General features: G+C 53.7%; 12 protein-coding genes. 5 read left to right on the forward strand and 7 right to left on the reverse strand.

Features of this window, described 5'->3' with window-relative positions:
• On the forward strand, positions 1-560 hold a 560-nt coding region (locus ON16_RS15595), incomplete at its 5' end, for an IS30 family transposase (protein ID WP_158441612.1).
• A 114-nt stretch (positions 561-674) separates the two neighbouring features.
• On the opposite strand, the gene ON16_RS09700 is transcribed toward ON16_RS15595, so the two are convergent.
• The gene (locus tag ON16_RS09700; RefSeq protein ID WP_323406280.1) at positions 675-947 is read right to left on the reverse strand and encodes a YlmC/YmxH family sporulation protein; all 273 of its coding nucleotides are present in this window, start codon (positions 945-947) and stop codon (positions 675-677) included.
• A gap of 232 nt (positions 948-1,179) precedes the next feature.
• On the opposite strand from ON16_RS09700, the gene sigG reads away from it, so the two are divergent.
• Entirely contained in the window at positions 1,180-1,950 is a 771-nt protein-coding gene (gene sigG, locus ON16_RS09705) for an RNA polymerase sporulation sigma factor SigG (protein ID WP_040661559.1), read from the forward strand.
• An 83-nt stretch (positions 1,951-2,033) separates the two neighbouring features.
• Here the strand turns inward: sigG and ON16_RS09710 are convergent, their stop codons facing one another.
• Genes ON16_RS09710 through ON16_RS09720 form a run of 3 tightly spaced genes read right to left on the reverse strand, consistent with a single transcriptional unit; the run spans position 2,034 to position 5,613 of the window.
• Complete coding sequence (locus ON16_RS09710; protein WP_040661562.1) at positions 2,034-2,891, reverse strand: FAD binding domain-containing protein; 858 nt, start codon at positions 2,889-2,891, stop codon at positions 2,034-2,036.
• Entirely contained in the window at positions 2,879-3,361 is a 483-nt protein-coding gene (locus ON16_RS09715; RefSeq protein WP_040661564.1) for a (2Fe-2S)-binding protein, read from the reverse strand. Before ON16_RS09715 ends, ON16_RS09710 begins: the two co-directional genes overlap by 13 nt.
• Entirely contained in the window at positions 3,358-5,613 is a 2,256-nt protein-coding gene (locus ON16_RS09720) for a xanthine dehydrogenase family protein molybdopterin-binding subunit (protein WP_040661567.1), read from the reverse strand. The genes ON16_RS09715 and ON16_RS09720 overlap by 4 nt, the downstream gene beginning before the upstream one ends.
• A gap of 272 nt (positions 5,614-5,885) precedes the next feature.
• Here ON16_RS09720 and ON16_RS09725 point away from each other — a divergent pair, with 272 nt between their 5' ends.
• The 3 genes from ON16_RS09725 (at position 5,886) to ON16_RS09735 (ending at position 12,630) form a co-directional block, all read left to right on the forward strand.
• A complete protein-coding gene (locus tag ON16_RS09725) occupies positions 5,886-8,930 on the forward strand; it encodes an ATP-binding protein (protein WP_040661569.1) in 3,045 nt (1,014 codons plus the stop codon).
• A 532-nt stretch (positions 8,931-9,462) separates the two neighbouring features.
• Entirely contained in the window at positions 9,463-10,971 is a 1,509-nt protein-coding gene (locus ON16_RS09730) for an HAL/PAL/TAL family ammonia-lyase (RefSeq protein WP_040661571.1), read from the forward strand.
• 33 nt (positions 10,972-11,004) lie between these two features.
• Entirely contained in the window at positions 11,005-12,630 is a 1,626-nt protein-coding gene (locus ON16_RS09735; RefSeq protein WP_040661574.1) for a BCCT family transporter, read from the forward strand.
• Between the two features lie 307 nt (positions 12,631-12,937).
• Here ON16_RS09735 and ON16_RS09740 read toward each other — a convergent pair whose 3' ends face one another.
• The 3 genes from ON16_RS09740 to ON16_RS09750 all read right to left on the reverse strand — a co-directional run bounded on the left by ON16_RS09740 (position 12,938) and on the right by ON16_RS09750 (position 17,069).
• On the reverse strand, positions 12,938-14,635 hold the full coding sequence (locus ON16_RS09740) for a glutamine--tRNA ligase/YqeY domain fusion protein (protein WP_040661576.1): 1,698 nt from the start codon (positions 14,633-14,635) through the stop codon (positions 12,938-12,940).
• Positions 14,636-14,831: 196 nt separating this feature from the next.
• A complete protein-coding gene (locus ON16_RS09745; protein WP_144032084.1) occupies positions 14,832-15,077 on the reverse strand; it encodes a DUF6514 family protein in 246 nt (81 codons plus the stop codon).
• A 372-nt stretch (positions 15,078-15,449) separates the two neighbouring features.
• A complete protein-coding gene (locus ON16_RS09750) occupies positions 15,450-17,069 on the reverse strand; it encodes a gamma-glutamyltransferase family protein (RefSeq protein WP_040661582.1) in 1,620 nt (539 codons plus the stop codon).
• Between the last annotated feature and the right edge of the window lie 13 nt (positions 17,070-17,082).

Consider the following 17,082-nt stretch of genomic DNA (forward strand, 5'->3'; position numbering starts at 1 on the left):
AGTCTAAACGTAAAACTCGGCAATATTCCCATATTATTAAGCGATTTCCGAAAGGTACAATAATTGAAGAACGGCCTGCTGTAATAGCAAGCCGCTCCCGGTATGGCGATTGGGAATTAGACCTCGTTGTGGGTCCGCATGGCTCGCGGCCTTGTCTCATGGTCATGACGGAGCGTAAAAGTCGGTTTGAGATTATCCGTAAGCTGCCAAATCGTAAGACGGAATCTGTTGTGAAGGAATTAAATTTACTCTATCCGAAATATCATTTTAAGACGATTACCTGTGATAATGGCGGTGAATTTCAGGACTGGCAGCATATGGAGATTGATTCTCTCGGCAAGTCTCGTCTTAAGGTTTATTATTGTCATCCTTATTGCAGCTGTGAACGTGGTAGCAATGAGCGTATGAATCGTATGATACGCCGCTTCTTTCCTAAGGGTACAAACTTTAAGGATGTTACTAAAAAGCGTATACAGGAAGTGCAGGACTTTTTAAATGGCTATGAGCGTAAAATATTAGATTGGCAAACTCCACAAGAATTGTGGAGTTATTGTAGCTGATATTCCAAACATTTACAATTATTTTAAAAATACATTGACAAATCTACACTGAAAACAAGCAAAAATCCCGCGTAAATCGCGGGATTTTTCTGCTGTTTTTTCAATTTGATGTCTCTATGCCCCTCTCCACTTTCGCCGCTGCCGCCGTTCACAGGCCGGGTCGCGGCGCTGGAAGGGTTTGTCGATTAGGATGATATCGTCCCCGATGCGCTGGATGCACTCCCAAGGGATGTAATATTCCTCTCCCCTGCCGAACAGGCCGAAAAAGCGGCACGGACCATATACGATGATGGCGCACACCTGCCCATCCGGCAGCCGCAGCTCCACGTCCGCCACGTAGCCCAAGCGGCAGCCGTCGCAGATGTTGATGACCTCCTTGCACCGCATATCCCGCATCCTGCACTGCATTCTTCTCACCTCTCATGGGATTCTATGTGTGGGCATGAATGTCCTATGCGAATAAAAAGATTACTTCAAAATTTTGATTTCAACTTGTTTCAAACCGCAAGTCCTTGGGGCGCAGACATTCCCCACACCTCGACAAAACCTTCCAGTATAGGAAAATCAGCCACCGGAAATACTGACTCACGAAGAAAAAACAGGTAATGAGGTGGCTTTCATGCAGGGAAAAGTCGAGATTTGCGGTGTAAACACATCCAAGCTGAAAGTTCTGAAAAACGACGAAACCATGGATTTGCTGCGCCGGACAAAGGAGGGCGACCGGGATGCGCGGCAAAAGCTGATTGAGGGAAATCTGCGGCTGGTACTCTCCGTGATCCAAAAGTTTTCCAACCGGGGCGAAAACGCGGACGACCTTTTTCAGGTCGGCTGTGTAGGCCTGATTAAAGCAATTGACAATTTCGACATCTCCCAACCCGTGCGCTTCTCCACCTACGGCGTTCCCATGATCGTAGGCGAGATTCGCCGGTATCTGCGGGATAACAGCGCCATCCGAGTTTCCCGCAGTATGCGGGACACCGCCTACCGCGTCCTTCAGATGCGGGACAAGCTGATCGGCGAAAACCAGAGAGAGCCGTCGGTAGAGCAGATCGCCAAGGCGTTGGAAATCCCCCGCGAGGAGGTTGTCTTCGCCATGGACGCCATCACCGACCCCGTCTCACTTTATGAGCCGGTGTATTCGGACGGCGGCGACGCCCTGTGCGTCATGGATCAGGTACGGGACAAAAAGAATACCGACGAAAATTGGGTGGACCATATCGCTCTGAAGGAGGCGCTGCACCGTCTGGATGACCGGGAGCGGCGGATTTTGGCCCTGCGGTTTTACGAGGGCAAGACCCAGATGGAAGTCTCCGCCGAGGTGGGCATCTCGCAGGCGCAGGTTTCCCGGCTTGAAAAGGGCGCGATTGAAACTATTCGGAAAAACTTGTGATACAATACCCTCTCTTTATCTTCTATCAACCGGCAAGTACCCCGCCGTCCAATGGACGGCGGGGTACTTAAGTATTTGATTATTTAAATGCGCTCTTGCAGCCGGGCAAAAAGATCGGCGGTCAGACCTCTGGCCGCCTCTGTTTTATACAGGCGGTTCGCCGGGCGGCAGTTGTCGTGGATGGTTTGGCTGATAATCTTCGTGACTGCGCTCAAAAGGTCACTGTCCTCTAAATGCCGCCCCACCATCAGGGCCTCCGTCTCCGGAACGCGCAGCGGTGTGGACGCCACCGCGCCCACGGTGAAGCGAGCCTGCTCCACCGTTCCGTCCTTCCCCATGCGCACAAGCGCGGCCATGCCCTCTCGGGAGATGGAAACCCGTTCCCGGGAACCGATCTTTTTAAAGGCACTGACACAGCCCTCGAAAGGTTTCTGGTCCATTATCACGGATATCACCGCCTGTCCCGGTTCCAGCGCATTCTTCTGGGGGCCCAGAATGAATTGATCCACCGGGAGGAGACGGGTGCTTCCATCTCCGCACAGCAACTCCAGCTTTGCGTCATACAGCCAGCTGACCGGGAGCATATCCCCGGCGGGCGAGGCGTTGCAGAGATTTCCCGCCATGGTGGCCTTATTCCGAATCTGAGGAGAGCCAACGTCCGAGGCCGCGTCGGCAACGGCGCGAAAGGCGGGAACGCTCTCCAGCACCTTTGTAATCTCCCACATAGTGGCCATAGCCCCCACGCGAAGCTCCCGCTCCCCAAGGCGCACCTCGTGAAGCTCTGGGATCAGGCCCGGATACAGCAGGATATCCGGGTCGAATTTGCCCCGCCGGGCTTGAATCACATAGTCCGTACCTCCGGCCACGACCTTGCTTTTGTCCGTGAATTGGGAGAGGGCGTCCGCCATCTCCCCCAGCGTTTTAGGCGTTAAACACCGCATGTGCGCTTCGCCTCCAGTTCCTTCGCCGCCCGCTGCACAGCCTTGACAATTTGTACATAACCGGAGCAGCGGCAAAGATTGCCGGACAGAGCCAGCCGGATTTCCGACTCTGTCGGGTTGGGATTTTTCAGGAGCAGGGCCTTGGCCGACATAATCATACCCGTGGTGCAAAAGCCGCACTGAATCGCGATTTCCTCTACAAAGCAGGTTTGCAGAATGTCCAGCTCGCCCAGCGCGGCCAGACCCTCGATGGTGGTGACGCGGCGGCCCTCCAGCTGCGCGGCAAGCGTCAGGCAGGCGTGAACCGCCTGATCGTCCAATAAAACGGTGCATGCGCCGCATTCGCCTTCTGCGCACCCTTCCTTAACGCCGGTGAGGTAGAGGTCCTCCCGCAGAATGTCCAGCAGGCGACGGTCGGGAGCCGTCTCCAGTTCAATTGGTTTTTCGTTAACAAAAAAGTGAAGTGTCATTGCTCTCTCTCCTTGGCCAGATATTTCAAAATGCAGTCCGGATCATAAGGCAGTGTCTCCAGAGAACTTCCCAGCGCGTCGTTTACCGCGCCGCATACGGCGGGAGCCGCCGGCACATAGCAGACCTCGCCAATGGATTTGGCCCCGAAAGGCCCCTCCTGCGAACGACCCTCCGTCAGGAGCTTCACCTGAATATCGGGAAGGTCTGTGGCCAAAAACAGATGGTACTTGGAAAGGCTCTCCGTACAGCGCCCATTCTTATCCACCGTCAGTTTTTCCCGCAGCGCTGCGCCGCATCCCATCTGGGCCGCACCCTGAATTTGAGCGGCGCACATGGCCGGGTTGATGGGCTGGCCGATGTCATGAACGGCCAGATAATCCAAAATCTTTGTAAACCCGGTCCAAGTGTCCACCTCCACATGGGCAAAGTGCACGCCGGTAACGCCGGGATTGGAGGTATTGTTGAACTGTGTCAGGATGCTGACGTTGCGCTTGAGTTTGACAATGCTCTCCCGGGACAGCTGGGCAAGGGATATCTTCACCCCTTCATCGTTCCGGCAGCGAACGGCGGAATCCTTTAGATACAGGCTCTCTTGGGGCAGGGAAAACAGCTTTGCGGCCCGCTCCAAAATCTCGTCCCGCAACATAACTGCCGCCTCATAAGCCGCACGGCCCAAAACAAAGGTGGTGCGGCTGGCAAAGCAGCCGTAGTCCACCGGAGTGACCGCGGTATCGCCCTCAGGCAGATAAACGTCCGTGTCGGGTATGTCCAGAACCTCACCGATAATCATCTGCATGGCTGTCACTGTGCCGCAGCCGTGGTCGTGGAGCGTCAAAGCGGCCTGCACCGTGCCGTCCTCGTTGAGACTGAGCCGCCCCTCCCCATAATCGTTGAAACGGGGATAATAAGTGTTGCCGTGTCCGCCGCAGCCCACGCCCACGCCCCGGCGAAAACGGGGATTGGCAGTGTTGAACGCCCGATCTTCTTCCACCAGTTCATCCCAGTGGAAGGCCGACCGGCCCTGTTCCAAAGCCTCATAAATCCGAATGTCCTCCAGAGGAACGCCGCTTTTGCGGTCAATCTCGCCGGGGAGAAGCGCGTTTTTCAGCCGCAGCGCAATCCGGCCCATGCCAAGCCGCCGGGCAGCTTGGTCAAGATGATGCTCCATCATAATGGCTTCCTCCGCGGCAGACCAGCTGCGGAACGCGCCGGAAACCGGCGTATTGGAGCTAATGACCCGCCCGCGGTAATGGAAGTACGGAACCCGATAGCAGCGGAAGGGTTTGCCGGACAGGGTTCGGATGTAGTCACAGGAGTTCCCGATGTACGCACCGGCATCCAGCAGTACGTCCATATCAAGAGCAACCAGTGTACCGTCGGGCTTGAACTTGCTGCGAACCACCGCGCGCATCGCAGCGCGGACAACGGTGCAGCTCATGGCCTCTCCCCGACTGTAAACCAACTTCACAGGACGGCCCAGTGCCTTGGCGATCAGCGCGGCGGTGGGCTCCAGGAACCACTCCTGCTTACCGCCGAAGGACCCGCCCATGGTGGTTTTGACCACCCGCACACGATGAAAGGGCATCTCCAGAAAATCCGCCAGCACAATGCGGATTCCATGGACGGTCTGGTTGGGACTGTACACCGTCAGTTGCTGCTGATAGGGGTCGTAGTCCGCCACGCAGACATGCGGCTCCATGGTGGCATGATGCAGCCGTGGAATTTCAGTGAAGCTCTCCACCTCGATCAGCCCGTCTTTCTCCGGCGCGGTTCCCACATCGAAGGAAAATTCATCCCGGATCGGGGATTCGCCCGGAAGGCAGTTTTGTCCTGCAAGAGTGTCGTCAAAGCCGGTGGTAAAGGGCAGTTCCTCGTATTCCACCTCTATCAGGCGGGCGGCCTTCTCCGCCGTCTCCTGATTGCTGGCAGCCACCGCCGCCACCCGGTCGCCCACATATCGGACATAGCTGTTGAAGGCCCGCTCCTCGTCCGGCAGCTCCTGCGCTATGTTGGAGCGATAGTGGCTGTAAGTCCGCTCCGACGTGTTGAAGCAGTGAAACACACCGAAAACGCCGGGCAGCGCCAGCGCCTTTTCCGCGTGGATCTGTCTGACGTAGCCATGGGGAATCGTGCTGTGAACCACCACCACATAGGCCATGTTGGGCAGCATGATGTCTGCGGCATATTTTACAAAACCCGCGGCTTTTCCCCGGGCATCATGAATTGGTTTATCTGTACCGATCAATTTCAAGATGATCCTCCTCACAAATGCGCCTGTCTCGCGCACATAACCATCTGCTAATTTTTCATTGTCAGTATAGCATCTCCGCGTTGAATCAGCGTTGAGTGTTTCTGCCTGTCGTGCTTCAGGTCCATTTTTTCCTCTGTGGGCGCAGAAATATTCAGAAAATCTTGCTGCTTTTCAGAAAATCGTTGAAAGCTGTTGCACGCTTTTAACGCTTGTGTTAAATTGTAAGAAAACGCATCGCCATATTCTGTGTGGAAATTAAGGAGGGCAACCACATGGCTGAACTGACGGCAAGGCTGTTTGGAATTCCGTCCGTCTGTATGGACGGACGCGAAATCACGCTGCCCTATAAAAAAGCGGATGCGCTGCTGTACTACTTGCTGATTAAGGGCAAGGCATCCCGCAGCGAACTGATTGGTCTGCTCTGGGGGGACACGGACGTCTCCACCGCACAAAAGAACCTGCGCCATGCCATCTATTCCATTCGCAAGGAATTGAATTGTGATCCTTTTCAGAGTGGGCAGCGAACCATGCTGGAATTCAACCCGGCGCTTCATATCCAATGCGACGTTTTGGATTTCCTGAAACGGGGCGATCTTGGCGCATATCACGGGGAGCTTTTGCGGGATTTTGAAATTCATCGGGCCAACGCTTTTGACGAATGGTTGAGCGACGAGCGGAATCTGCTGCAATCCCAGTATTTGCAGCGTTTGCTGGCTGCGGAAAAAGAGGCTTTTTTCTGTGGCGACTTTGCCCGGGCAGAAAAATACGGTCTGGCCTATGTGGAAGTGGACCCACTGGAGGAAACCGCCGTTTTAACGCTGATGCAAATCTACTGCGCCCAAAAAAAATTCCGTAAAGCAATTGGCCTTTACCACACGCTATGCAAAAACCTTTCCGATGCGTTCAGCATTTCCCCACTGAAGGAGACAACGGCGCTTTACTACAAAATCGTGGACGAGTGGAACGCGTCCACTTATAAGATTGACGATCAAAATGACCAGCAGCTTTTCGGCAAGGATTTGGTGCTGCGCAAGCTGCTGATGCTGTGCAACGGCTCTCGGACAGAGCGTAAAAAGCCGGGGCTGCTGATTCAGGGGAAAATCGGCGTAGGCAAAACCTACCTGCTGGACTACGTTCTGCGGCAATATGACTTTTCGGACTGGTTGGTGTGCCGGGTTTCGTGCTATCAGTCGGAAATGCGCACCGCTCTGGCGCCTTGGAACGCAGTGATGCTGGAGCTGATGTCGGAGATCAAGCCTTGGCACATCCAGATTCCAGAGGTCTATATGAAAACGGCCACCGGCCTTTTCCCCTGCCTTTCTCTGGAATGCCAGCAGGATTATGTGACCACGGTGGGCGACTATCCCGCCGAGACGGACTATCATATCGCGCAGGAGAGCACGCTGCTGATCTTCTCCGCCATTGCCAAAAAGCTGCCCATCCTGCTTGTGTTTGAGGATATCCAATGGATGGACGCCAGCAGTGCGGACATGCTGCTGCTGCTTTTGCGGCGGCTTGCCAACCAGGACGTCACCATTGTGTGCACCAGCCGCGACACCAGCCCGCTCCACATTCAGCAGATGCTGGAGACGGCGCAGATGGATAAACTGCTTGAAAGCTGCACCATGTATAACTTCACTTGGGATGAGACAAAAAATTTCGTCAGTTACTATCTCCCAGAGCGCTCCACACCCGAGGTCGTTGACGAGATCTATCACATTACGGAAGGCAACGGGCTTTTACTGGTGCAGTTGCTCAATTCCATGCAGGAGACGAAAGAACCCACTCACATCCCAAGCGATCTGAGCGGAATCATCCGCTCCCGACTCTCCAACCTGACCCCGGACGAGTCCCGGGTTTTGGACGCCATCTCCGTGTTCACGGACTGGGCTTCTTTTGATATTCTGACTTCGATCTTGACTAAGGACCCTCTGGAGCTGATGTATCTTTGCAACCAGCTGAAGCAAAAGGCTCTTCTGACGGAACTCACCAAAAATGGGACTCTGGGCTATGCCTTTTCCCACAAAAAAATTAAAGAGATCTTAGCCCAGCAACAATCGGAGTCCGCCCGCCGAATCTTGCATCTGCGGGTGGCACAGTATCTGGAAACGCAGATCAGCGGCGAACACCGGGAGCCATACGAACGGCTCATCAACCATTACACGGCGGGTGGAGATCGATATAAGGCATTTAAATACAAGGTTTTGTCTCTCAGTGCCTTCGCAGGAATGTGCTATGAGCTTCTGCCCATTTTAACATCGGATACAGAGTCTCTGGCTTTTGGCGAAGAAGGCATCATGGGTTACTTTCAGGTTTTGGAAGAAGAACTTTCCAGTCTGCGGGCGATCCGGTTCAGTGCAGACACACGGGAATTGGATTGGCTTGAAAGGGACCTGCTCTATGCCGAAAGCCGCTTCTGTGTTCACAGCGGGACCTATGACCGGGGCTTGGCCGTGCTGAATTGTCTGCTGGAGAGCAGCGAAGCCGCTGAAGATTGGGAAATGGCTATCAAGACGCATCTGCAATTTATTTACTGCGCCATTCAGACCTATGATTTTGACATGTTGCAAACGCATCTAAAATCCGGAATGCAGTATCGGGCAAAAATGGAACACATGCCGGAGTGGGGCAGCTACCTGCGGCTGTCCGGCCTGCTGGAGATGATGCTTGGAAACTATCAAGAGGCCCGCGCTCAGATGAATGCGTCTATTGCTGCTTTTAAAAAACTGGATTCGAATTCCAGTGGAAAATACGATATCAATATTGCCGGCGCGTATAACTACATTGGGGAATCTTACCGTCTGGAGCAAAACTACGACGAGGCGTTTCGTTATTTCAATCTTGCCATCGTTTACAATCGGAGCCGAGGCTTTTATCCCGGTGCCGCCATTTTCTACACCGATTACGGCGTAGCCGCCCACCAAAGCGGCAAAAAAGCAGAAGCGCGCCTGCTTTTTGAATACGCAGAGGAGCTTTATCAATCTTTCCACGAATACAGTCAATTCCCGATCACCCTATCTTATTTGGCGCTTTATGACGTGGAGGACGGGCGCTATGAAGATGCGGCAGCCCGCCTAAAAAAAGCGTTTAGCCTCTGCAATATGATTGGTTCTCCTTGGTGGATGGGGGTTTCCATTTACAACTGCTGGAAAATTCGCGAATTTTTGGAAAGCGAGGGGCTGGAAATCCCGCAATTGCAGGCGCTCTGGCCCGCATCTAAGCGAGAGCACTGCGTCTGGGGATTGAAGTATCTCCACCGCCTAAAGCCACGGTGTGAAACGGCGGAAATGGAACACGCGCTGCAAGCCCTCTCCTGATCTGCGGGGTACAAAACACAAAATATGCAAAAGTCAAGCGCCGGGGTGCGGGAATTCCGCACCCCGGCGCTCTCTTTATCATATCGACCTAGTCAACCTGCTTTTTTTGGGGGGTAAATCAGCGCTCAGACATTGGCGCACCGTGTACCTGCAACAATGTATTTTTTGCTGTCTGACACCACTATGTCCGTTTCGAACCAAAATGTAAGCAGCTCCGGCATTGTGGTCGCTTCCAGCATCTCCCGTGATACTTCCCCCTCAGCTTGACATGCATAATGGCAGCGTGGTGTCTCCAGACTCATTCCCCGGACAATCGGCAGCCGTCCTTTGTGCCGAACCCATTAGTCCCCAGCCGGGTAATCAATTGAACTGGGTTCTCGAAATGTAGAAAATGGAACAGTTGACGGGATTCAACTCTTTTTCAACCTTGCTGTGATAACATCATAATCGTCATTTGAGTAAGGTGTTTCTTTAATTTGCTAATTGGATACCGTAACACCCTCAAGGAATATGTTGAAAGGAAGCGAGAACAATGTTTGAACCGTTGATTTTAGACGGCACAAACCTGACTCTGGAGAATATGCACGATGTCATGTTCCTGAGACATCCTGTAGAAATAGCTCCGGAAGCCATGGAGTGTGCGTCGAAAGCGCGTCAAGTCCTCTTTGACATGGCCGCCCAAGGCCATCCTGTCTATGGCCTCAACCGAGGCGTGGGTTGGAACAAGGACAAGGAGTTTGACCAGGACTTTTTCGAAACTTATAATCGCAATCTTCTTAACTGCCATTCTTTAGGCGTAGCTCCCTACTGCTCCACAGAAGAGGTTCGCGGCATGATGTTGCTGCGTTTAAGCACCGCCCTATGCGGCCGCACTGGTATTTCTGTGGATATTTTAAAGCTCTATCGCGATTTTCTGAATTACGGTATCCATCCCCGTGTTCCTCATCGTGGCTCCATCGGCGAGGGTGACATTACCACCCAGTCTTTGATCGGCCTGAGCATGATTGGAGAAAACGAAGTGGAGTACAAAGGCGAGATCATGTCTGCCACCCGCGCCTTTGAACTGACTGGTCTGAAGCCCGCCATTCTGGGTCCCAAGGATGGTCTTTCCATCGTGGCCCGAAACGGTCAGGGTGAGGCCCTTACCGCCATTCTGATCTATCAGATGGAACAGTTGCTTCAGCTGGCCAACGGCGTCTATTGTCTGAGCCTAGAGGGATTGAACGGCGGCCTTCAGCCTTTGGGTGAGCGTGTCAATGAACTGCGTACCTTCCCAGGCCAGATTGAGACTGCCGCCATTTGCCGCAGCTATTTGGAAGGAAGTTATTTGGAACAACCCGACCCCAAGCGTGCGCTTCAGGACCCTCTCACTTTCCGTTGTCATTCCGCTATTCAGGGCTCTATTGTGGATGCACTGAATTTTGTTCGGGAGACTCTGGTTCGTCAGGTAAACACCACCGACGACAACCCCTGTATCCATTACGAAAACAGCACCACCTCTGTCAGCCCCAATTTTGAGGTAACAACCTTGGTACTTGGCGTTGAGATGCTGGCTAATGCGTTGAGCCACATGTCCCGAACAGCCTGCAATCGCCTGATTCATCTGGCTGACCCGGCATTTACCGGTTTGAGCCGGTTCCTTACTCCCGAGGATGTAAAAGTCATTGCGTACGGTACCATTCAGAAGGTGTTTACCGCCTTGGATGCGGAAAACCGTATGCTGGCCAATCCAAGTTCCATGGATCATATGCCGGTTGCCGGCAATATTGAAGATCACGCCAGCAATCTGCCTTTGGCCGTGGATAAGTGCATGAAAATGATCGACAATATGCGCTATATTCTGGCTATTGAAGCGATGCACGGCGCCCAGGCCACCGATCTTCGCGGAGATGTTACTCTGGGCTGCAAGACCAGCAAGCTGAAGGCAACTCTGCGCAAGGAGATTCCTTTCCTAGATAAAGACCGCAACTTGAGCCGGGATATCGCTTTGGCATACGATATGATTCTCCGCGGCGATCTCAATCGGGCTTTAGAAGATTGATTTATTGTGTCAAGTAAAAAGGAGAGAGAGCATATGAAAAAGGACAAGCGTTTCAGTATTCGGAAAGCTGTATTTTTCCCGCTGTTAGCTATTTATGCCGCGGTAATTGCCCTAGGTATTATCTCCCCAAAAATGTTTACTCAAGTTGAAAATACGGTGGTAAACTTTGCCTGCAATTGGTTTGGCTGGCTTTATCAATATCTGACCATCGGCATGGTCATCATTTGTGTGTGGGTTCTGTTCTCTAAAAAAATCGGCAGTATTCGCTTGGGCGGCAAAGATGCCAAACCGGTTATGAGCAAATGGAACTGGTTTGCTGTTTCCCTGTGTGGCGGTATTGCAACAGGCATTGTGTTCTGGGGAATTGCCGAGCCTATTACTCACTTTGTGGATGGTATTCCCGGTTTGTCTGTGGGTGGCACCCGCGAAGCGGCTCTGTATGCCTTGAGCACCTGTTATATGCACTGGGGTTTCCCTCTCTATGCCTACTATGCCGTAGCTGGCATCGGCATCGGTATTGCTGTTTACAACATGCGTTTGTCCTACACCGTCTCCTCCGGCCTTTACTCTTTGGTGGGTCGCCGGATCAACGGGCGTCTGGGTGATATTATCGACCTGCTGTGCCTGTTCAGCATTGCAGGCGCCGTGTCCGCCTGCTTGGGCGTTGCCTCCATGCAAATCGGTTCTGGTACCGGACTGCTGGCTGGCTTCACTCCTACTCCCAAGACCTGGGCAATTATTTTGGTCATTATCGTGGCAACCTTCGTGATCTCCAGCTATACCGGTGTCCAGAAAGGTCTGCGCTGGATGTCCGATAAGAACGCCAAGATCTACCTGCTACTTCTCCTCTATGTTTTCATTGTCGCCAATACCAAAAACATTCTGGCCATGTCCACGGAATCCACTGGCTTTTTTGCTCAGAACTGGATCGTACAGAATACTTATCTGGGCGTGATGGCAGACGGCACCTCCAATTCCCAGTGGCCTGTCTGGTGGACCCTGAACTATTGGAGCTTTATGGTGGCCTACACCCCCATGATGGGTATTTTCTTGGCAAAGATTGCCCGTGGCCGTACTCTGCGTGAGTTCGTTCTGTTCAACTTTGCTTTGCCCGGCGGCTTTGGTATGCTTTGGTTCTCCATCTTTGGTTCCGCTTCCATCAACATGGAAATCAACGGTGCCGGCATCTATGAAGCTATGAAGAACACTGGTCTGGAGTCTACGATCTTTGCTTTCTTTAAAAATCTCCCGTTCTCCTCCATTCTGTCTGTTATCTTCATTTTGACAGCATTCCTGTCTGTTGTCACTTTGGCGGATGGCATGACGACCACGATTACTACGATGACCCTGACTTCCAAGGTAGCTGACTCTGCTGAGCCCCCTTCCTCGTTTAAGGTGTTTTGGGGTGTGATCATGGCTTCTCTGGCTTTTATCAATATCGCTTCCGCCGCCATTACCGGCAACACCAGCGGTATTGATGCTACAAAGCTGCTGGCCATCACCTGCGCTTTCCCACTTCTTTTCGTTGTGCTGTTGCTTGCGATAGCTTGTGTGAAAACCTTGCGCCAGTACCACGAGAAATACAATGTGGTAGACGACAGTGCTCATGCAATTGTAGATGCAGACATGATTGTTACTCACGACGAAGAGGAAATCTAAGTTACCCTCCCTATTATAATCAAGGCGTCACGGAATTTTCCCACTTACTCTTAGCAGAAATCGCCCCGCCGTTAAAAACGGCGGGGCGATTCTTTATCATCAAACGGAGCGTTGAATTGTGCGTTGCTATATAAGGACAGAATTGTTTTTCTTCCAGAAGCCAGCGTTCTTTGGTCCAACCGGAAACCTATCGAAAAAAATCTGCTCGGCGGCCCATAGGCCGCCGGGCAGATCAGTTTTTCATCAGGTCACAGGTTCAAGCAGCTTCCTCAAACAGCCGCAGTTGTTCCCCGAACACTCTGAAATCTCACTTCTTAAAGCTGTCCTTCAAGCTGACACTGCGGTTGAACACCAGATGTTCCGGCTTGGAGTCCTTGTTGTCCAGACAAAAATAGCCCAGACGCATAAACTGGAAGTTGGCGGGCGCAACAGCGTCAGACAGTCCCGCTTCCACCTTGCAGCCCTCCAAAACCTCCAGAGATTCAGGGTTCAGATAGTCCAAGAAGTCCTTGTCAGCGCCGTCGGGGTCCGCGTCGGTAAACAGGTTGTCGTACAGCCGCACCTCAGCGTCCACAGCGGTGGCAGAATCCACCCAGTGGATGGTCGCTCCCTTGACCTTCCGTCCGTCGGCAGGGTCGCCGCCGCGGCTGTCCGGGTCGTACTCGGCGGTGATTTCCGTCACATTGCCCTGCTCATCCGTCTCAAAGCCCACACAATGAATCAAATATGCGCCCTTCAGACGGCACTCGGGGCCGCCGGGATACAGGCGCTTGTACTTGGGCACTGGCTCCGTTAGGAAATCATCCGCTTCAATGAGAAGATGGCGGGAAAAAGGAACCTCGCGGGTCCCGGCGGCGGGGTCCAACGGGTTATTTTCCACGGTAACCGTCTCCGTCTTCCCCTCGGGATAGTTGAGAATCGTCAGCTTGACAGGCCGCAGAACGGCCATCACCCTGCGGGCAGTCTCGTTCAGGTCTTCCCGCAGGCAGTGCTCCAAAAAGCCGAACTCCACCACGTTGGCGGATTTGGCAACGCCGATCCGGTCGCAGAAATTGCGGATGGACCGAGGGGTGTAGCCCCGGCGGCGCAAACCGCACAGCGTGGGCATCCGGGGATCGTCCCAGCCGGAAACCATGCCCTCTTCCACCAGTCTGCGCAGCTTGCGCTTGCTCATAACTGTATGGTCAATGCCAAGGCGGGCAAACTCGATCTGCCGGGGCTTGGAGGGCAGGCTGCAGTGCTCCACCACCCAGTTGTACAGGGGGCGGTGCGCCTCAAATTCCAGCGAACAAAGCGAGTGGGTGATGCCCTCCAGCGCGTCCTGAATGGGGTGGGCAAAGTCATACATGGGATAGATGCACCATTTGTCGCCCTGACGGTGATGGTGCATGTGGTTGATGCGGTAAATTACCGGGTCTCGCATGTTGAAGTTGCCGCTGGCAAGGTCAATCTTGGCCCGCAGCGTCATGCGGCCGTTTTCAAACTCGCCGTTTTTCATTCGCTCAAAAAGGTCCAGACTCTCCTCGATAGGGCGGTCCCGCCAAGGACTGCGGGCCGGTACGCCGATTTCGCCCCGGTGTTCCCGGAACTCCTCCGGACTCAACTCACACACGTAAGCCAGACCCTTTTTAATCAGTCCCACGGCCTGCTTGTAGTCCTCTTCAAAATAGTCGGAACCAAAGAAAAACCGGTCGCCCCAGTCAAATCCCAGCCAATGAATGTCTTCCTTGATGGCGTCCACAAACTCCTCGTCCTCTTTCGTGGGGTTCGTGTCGTCCATCCGCAGATTGCATATTCCCCCGAACTTCTCCGCCATGCCAAAGTCGATGGTCAATGCCTTGCAGTGTCCGATGTGCAGATAACCGTTCGGCTCCGGTGGAAAACGGGTGTGGACTGTCATACCGGCGTATTGCCCGCCGGGAGCGATGTCCTCCTCGATAAACGTCTGAATAAAGTTGCGGCTTTCCGGAGTCTCCGTCTCCGGCGCCTTGCGTTCCTCTGCCATATTGCGTTTCCTTCCTTCCTGTGGCGCACTCCTGCTTTTGTTTATATAGATTTCTATTATACAAACTCCGCGTGGAAATTGCAAGAGGAGCCTGCGCCGCCGGAAGGCGGTCCGGCTGGTTTTTCACCACTTTTGACGCATTCTTGATGTTTCAGACTCCCATAGGTCGAAAACATCCGACGCGATCGGCATTTTTCTAGCCCAGCAGCCAGTCCTCGGCCACGTCCCGCAGTGTCATCGGAGTCACCGCGCACCGCGCCAACAATTCTATCAGCCGCCAAACCTGATCGCCGGACGGCGCAAGTCCAATCACGCGTTTTCGCTCATTACCACGGACGATCTCCACGCCATAACTCCCAATTTTTCCGTCTGTGCCGTCCAGTAGGTAATAATTTGTTTTTTCCCCAAGCACCTCTGTTTCCTCCACTAAAACTCTACGCACCTCCGCTTCCTCCCCTTCCTGGCAAACCGCAAAATGCCGGTCAGTGCCTTTGCTGTAAAATGCGCTGAATAGAAGCTAGTACACTTGCCATCCTATCATGTCATTGCGTCGAATTTTGTCGTATTTTAATTCATAATCGTTGCGCTGACAAAATATTATTTTGCCTTTTGAAAAATTTTGTCAACTTTGCAAGATCTTTAGGCACCTGCATCAGTGCCATCCTATCATGTCCGCACTGGCTGTATCGCACAAGAATTGTACATTGCGCCGGGCGTGTCCAGCGGCGTACCGCCCCAGCGCAAAATAAAGCGGCACGCGTGATCGCGTACCGCTTTTTACAACGAAATTTTCTATCCGACTATGACCGTCTGCTCACCAAGCGGCCACGGTGCCGTCCGCCCGCGGCTCTGTACCGCCCACCAGCGTACCATCCGACATGCGCCAGATAATCTGACCCCGGCCCATATCCAGATTGGAATTGACAATCTCCACCTGATGGCCTCTGACCGCCAGTTCTTGCGCGATGTAAGCAGGAACCTCCCGCTCCAACTGAACCTTCTTCTCCCCCACCCACTGAAACCGGGGCGCGTCCAGACTCTCCTGCGGATTCATATGAAAATCCACTGTATTTACCACCACCTGCACATGGCCTTGGGGCTGCATAAAGCCGCCCATCACGCCAAAGGGGCCAATCGGCTGTCCGTCCTTTGCCAAAAAGCCGGGGATAATGGTGTGGTAGGACTTTTTACCACCCTCCAAGAAGTTATCGCTGGACGGGTCTAATGAGAAATTGGCCCCCCGGTCCTGAAGTGTGATACCGGTGCTGGGAATGACCACGCCGGAGCCGAAGCGGTGGTAATTGCTCTGAATAAACGACACCATGTTGCCCTGCCCGTCTGCGGTGCAGAAATACACCGTGCCGCCGCAAGCGGGGTCGCCCGCCTCCGGGTAAACCGCCATGTCGGTGATGAGTCGGCGGCGGTCGGCGGCATACCGTTCCGAGAGCATGTCCGCGACCTTTGTGCGCATGTACCGGGGATCGGCTACGAATCTTTTTGCATCCACAAACGCCAGCTTGGTGGCCTCAATCATTTTATGATAGGTGTCCGCGCACTCCTTGCCGCCGGTCAAATCCAGACCTTTCAGCAGATTTAGGGCCATCAGCGCGGTGATGCCGTGTCCATTGGGGGGCATTTCAAACACATCGTAGCCCCGATAGTTGACGGTGATCGGCTCCACCCAGCCCGCCCGATAGTCTTCAAAGTCCCGCTCCGTGAAAAAGCCGCCGGTCTTACGGGAAAACGCCACGATCTTTTCCATGATCTCCCCGCGGTAATAGCTCTCGCAGTCCGTATCCGCCAGAGATTGAAGCGTTTTGGCGTAGTCCGGATTACGAAAAGTCTCGCCGGGGCCATAGGGCTGGCCGTTCTTTGTGAAATACTCCATCCACGGGCCAAAGACCTCCGGTTCCCGCTTGGCGGCGGCGGTAAACCGAACCGTTTCTTCCTTCCACTGGCGATACACATTCACAGGGATGCAAAAGCCCTCCCGGGCGTATTCCATAGCGGGAGCCATCAATTCCGCCATGGACTTTGTGCCGAAACGGCGGCGCAGCTCTGCCCAAGCGCTGGGTGCGCCGGGCACCATGGTGGGCAGCCATCCGTCCAGAGGAACAGCGGTGTATCCCGCCGCCCGCACCACCTCGGCGGACAGCGCTTTGGGGGCCACTCCGGAGCCATTCAGACCGTACAGCTTTCCGCCGGTCCACACCAGCGCGAAGCAGTCCGATCCAAGGCCGTTTCCCGTCGGCTCCGTCAGCGGCATTGTTGCCGCCATGGCGACGGCCGCGTCCATGGCGTTGCCGCCGGATTTCAAAATATCAAGCCCCACCTGAGAGGCAATGGGCGAGGTGGAGCAAGCCATGCCCTTTTTGGCGTAGACCACGTTGCGGTGAGAGACATACGCGTATTTCAAAGGATCAAACTGTGGCATTGGTAATTTCCTT

It is taken from the genome of Oscillibacter ruminantium GH1, assembly GCF_000307265.1.
Lineage (GTDB): Bacteria > Bacillota > Clostridia > Oscillospirales > Oscillospiraceae > Oscillibacter > Oscillibacter ruminantium.

Bases quoted from the DNA above. Each gene is read 5' to 3' on its own strand.
- ON16_RS09700 (WP_323406280.1), bottom strand. From the start codon at position 947: ATGCGGTGCAAGGAGGTCATCAACATCTGCGACGGCTGCCGCTTGGGC.
- sigG (WP_040661559.1), top strand. From the start codon at position 1,180: ATGCAGGGAAAAGTCGAGATTTGCGGTGTAAACACATCCAAGCTGAAA.
- ON16_RS09710 (WP_040661562.1), bottom strand. From the start codon at position 2,891: ATGCGGTGTTTAACGCCTAAAACGCTGGGGGAGATGGCGGACGCCCTC.
- ON16_RS09715 (WP_040661564.1), bottom strand. From the start codon at position 3,361: ATGACACTTCACTTTTTTGTTAACGAAAAACCAATTGAACTGGAGACG.
- ON16_RS09725 (WP_040661569.1), top strand. From the start codon at position 5,886: ATGGCTGAACTGACGGCAAGGCTGTTTGGAATTCCGTCCGTCTGTATG.
- ON16_RS09730 (WP_040661571.1), top strand. From the start codon at position 9,463: ATGTTTGAACCGTTGATTTTAGACGGCACAAACCTGACTCTGGAGAAT.
- ON16_RS09735 (WP_040661574.1), top strand. From the start codon at position 11,005: ATGAAAAAGGACAAGCGTTTCAGTATTCGGAAAGCTGTATTTTTCCCG.
- ON16_RS09740 (WP_040661576.1), bottom strand. From the start codon at position 14,635: ATGGCAGAGGAACGCAAGGCGCCGGAGACGGAGACTCCGGAAAGCCGC.
- ON16_RS09750 (WP_040661582.1), bottom strand. From the start codon at position 17,069: ATGCCACAGTTTGATCCTTTGAAATACGCGTATGTCTCTCACCGCAAC.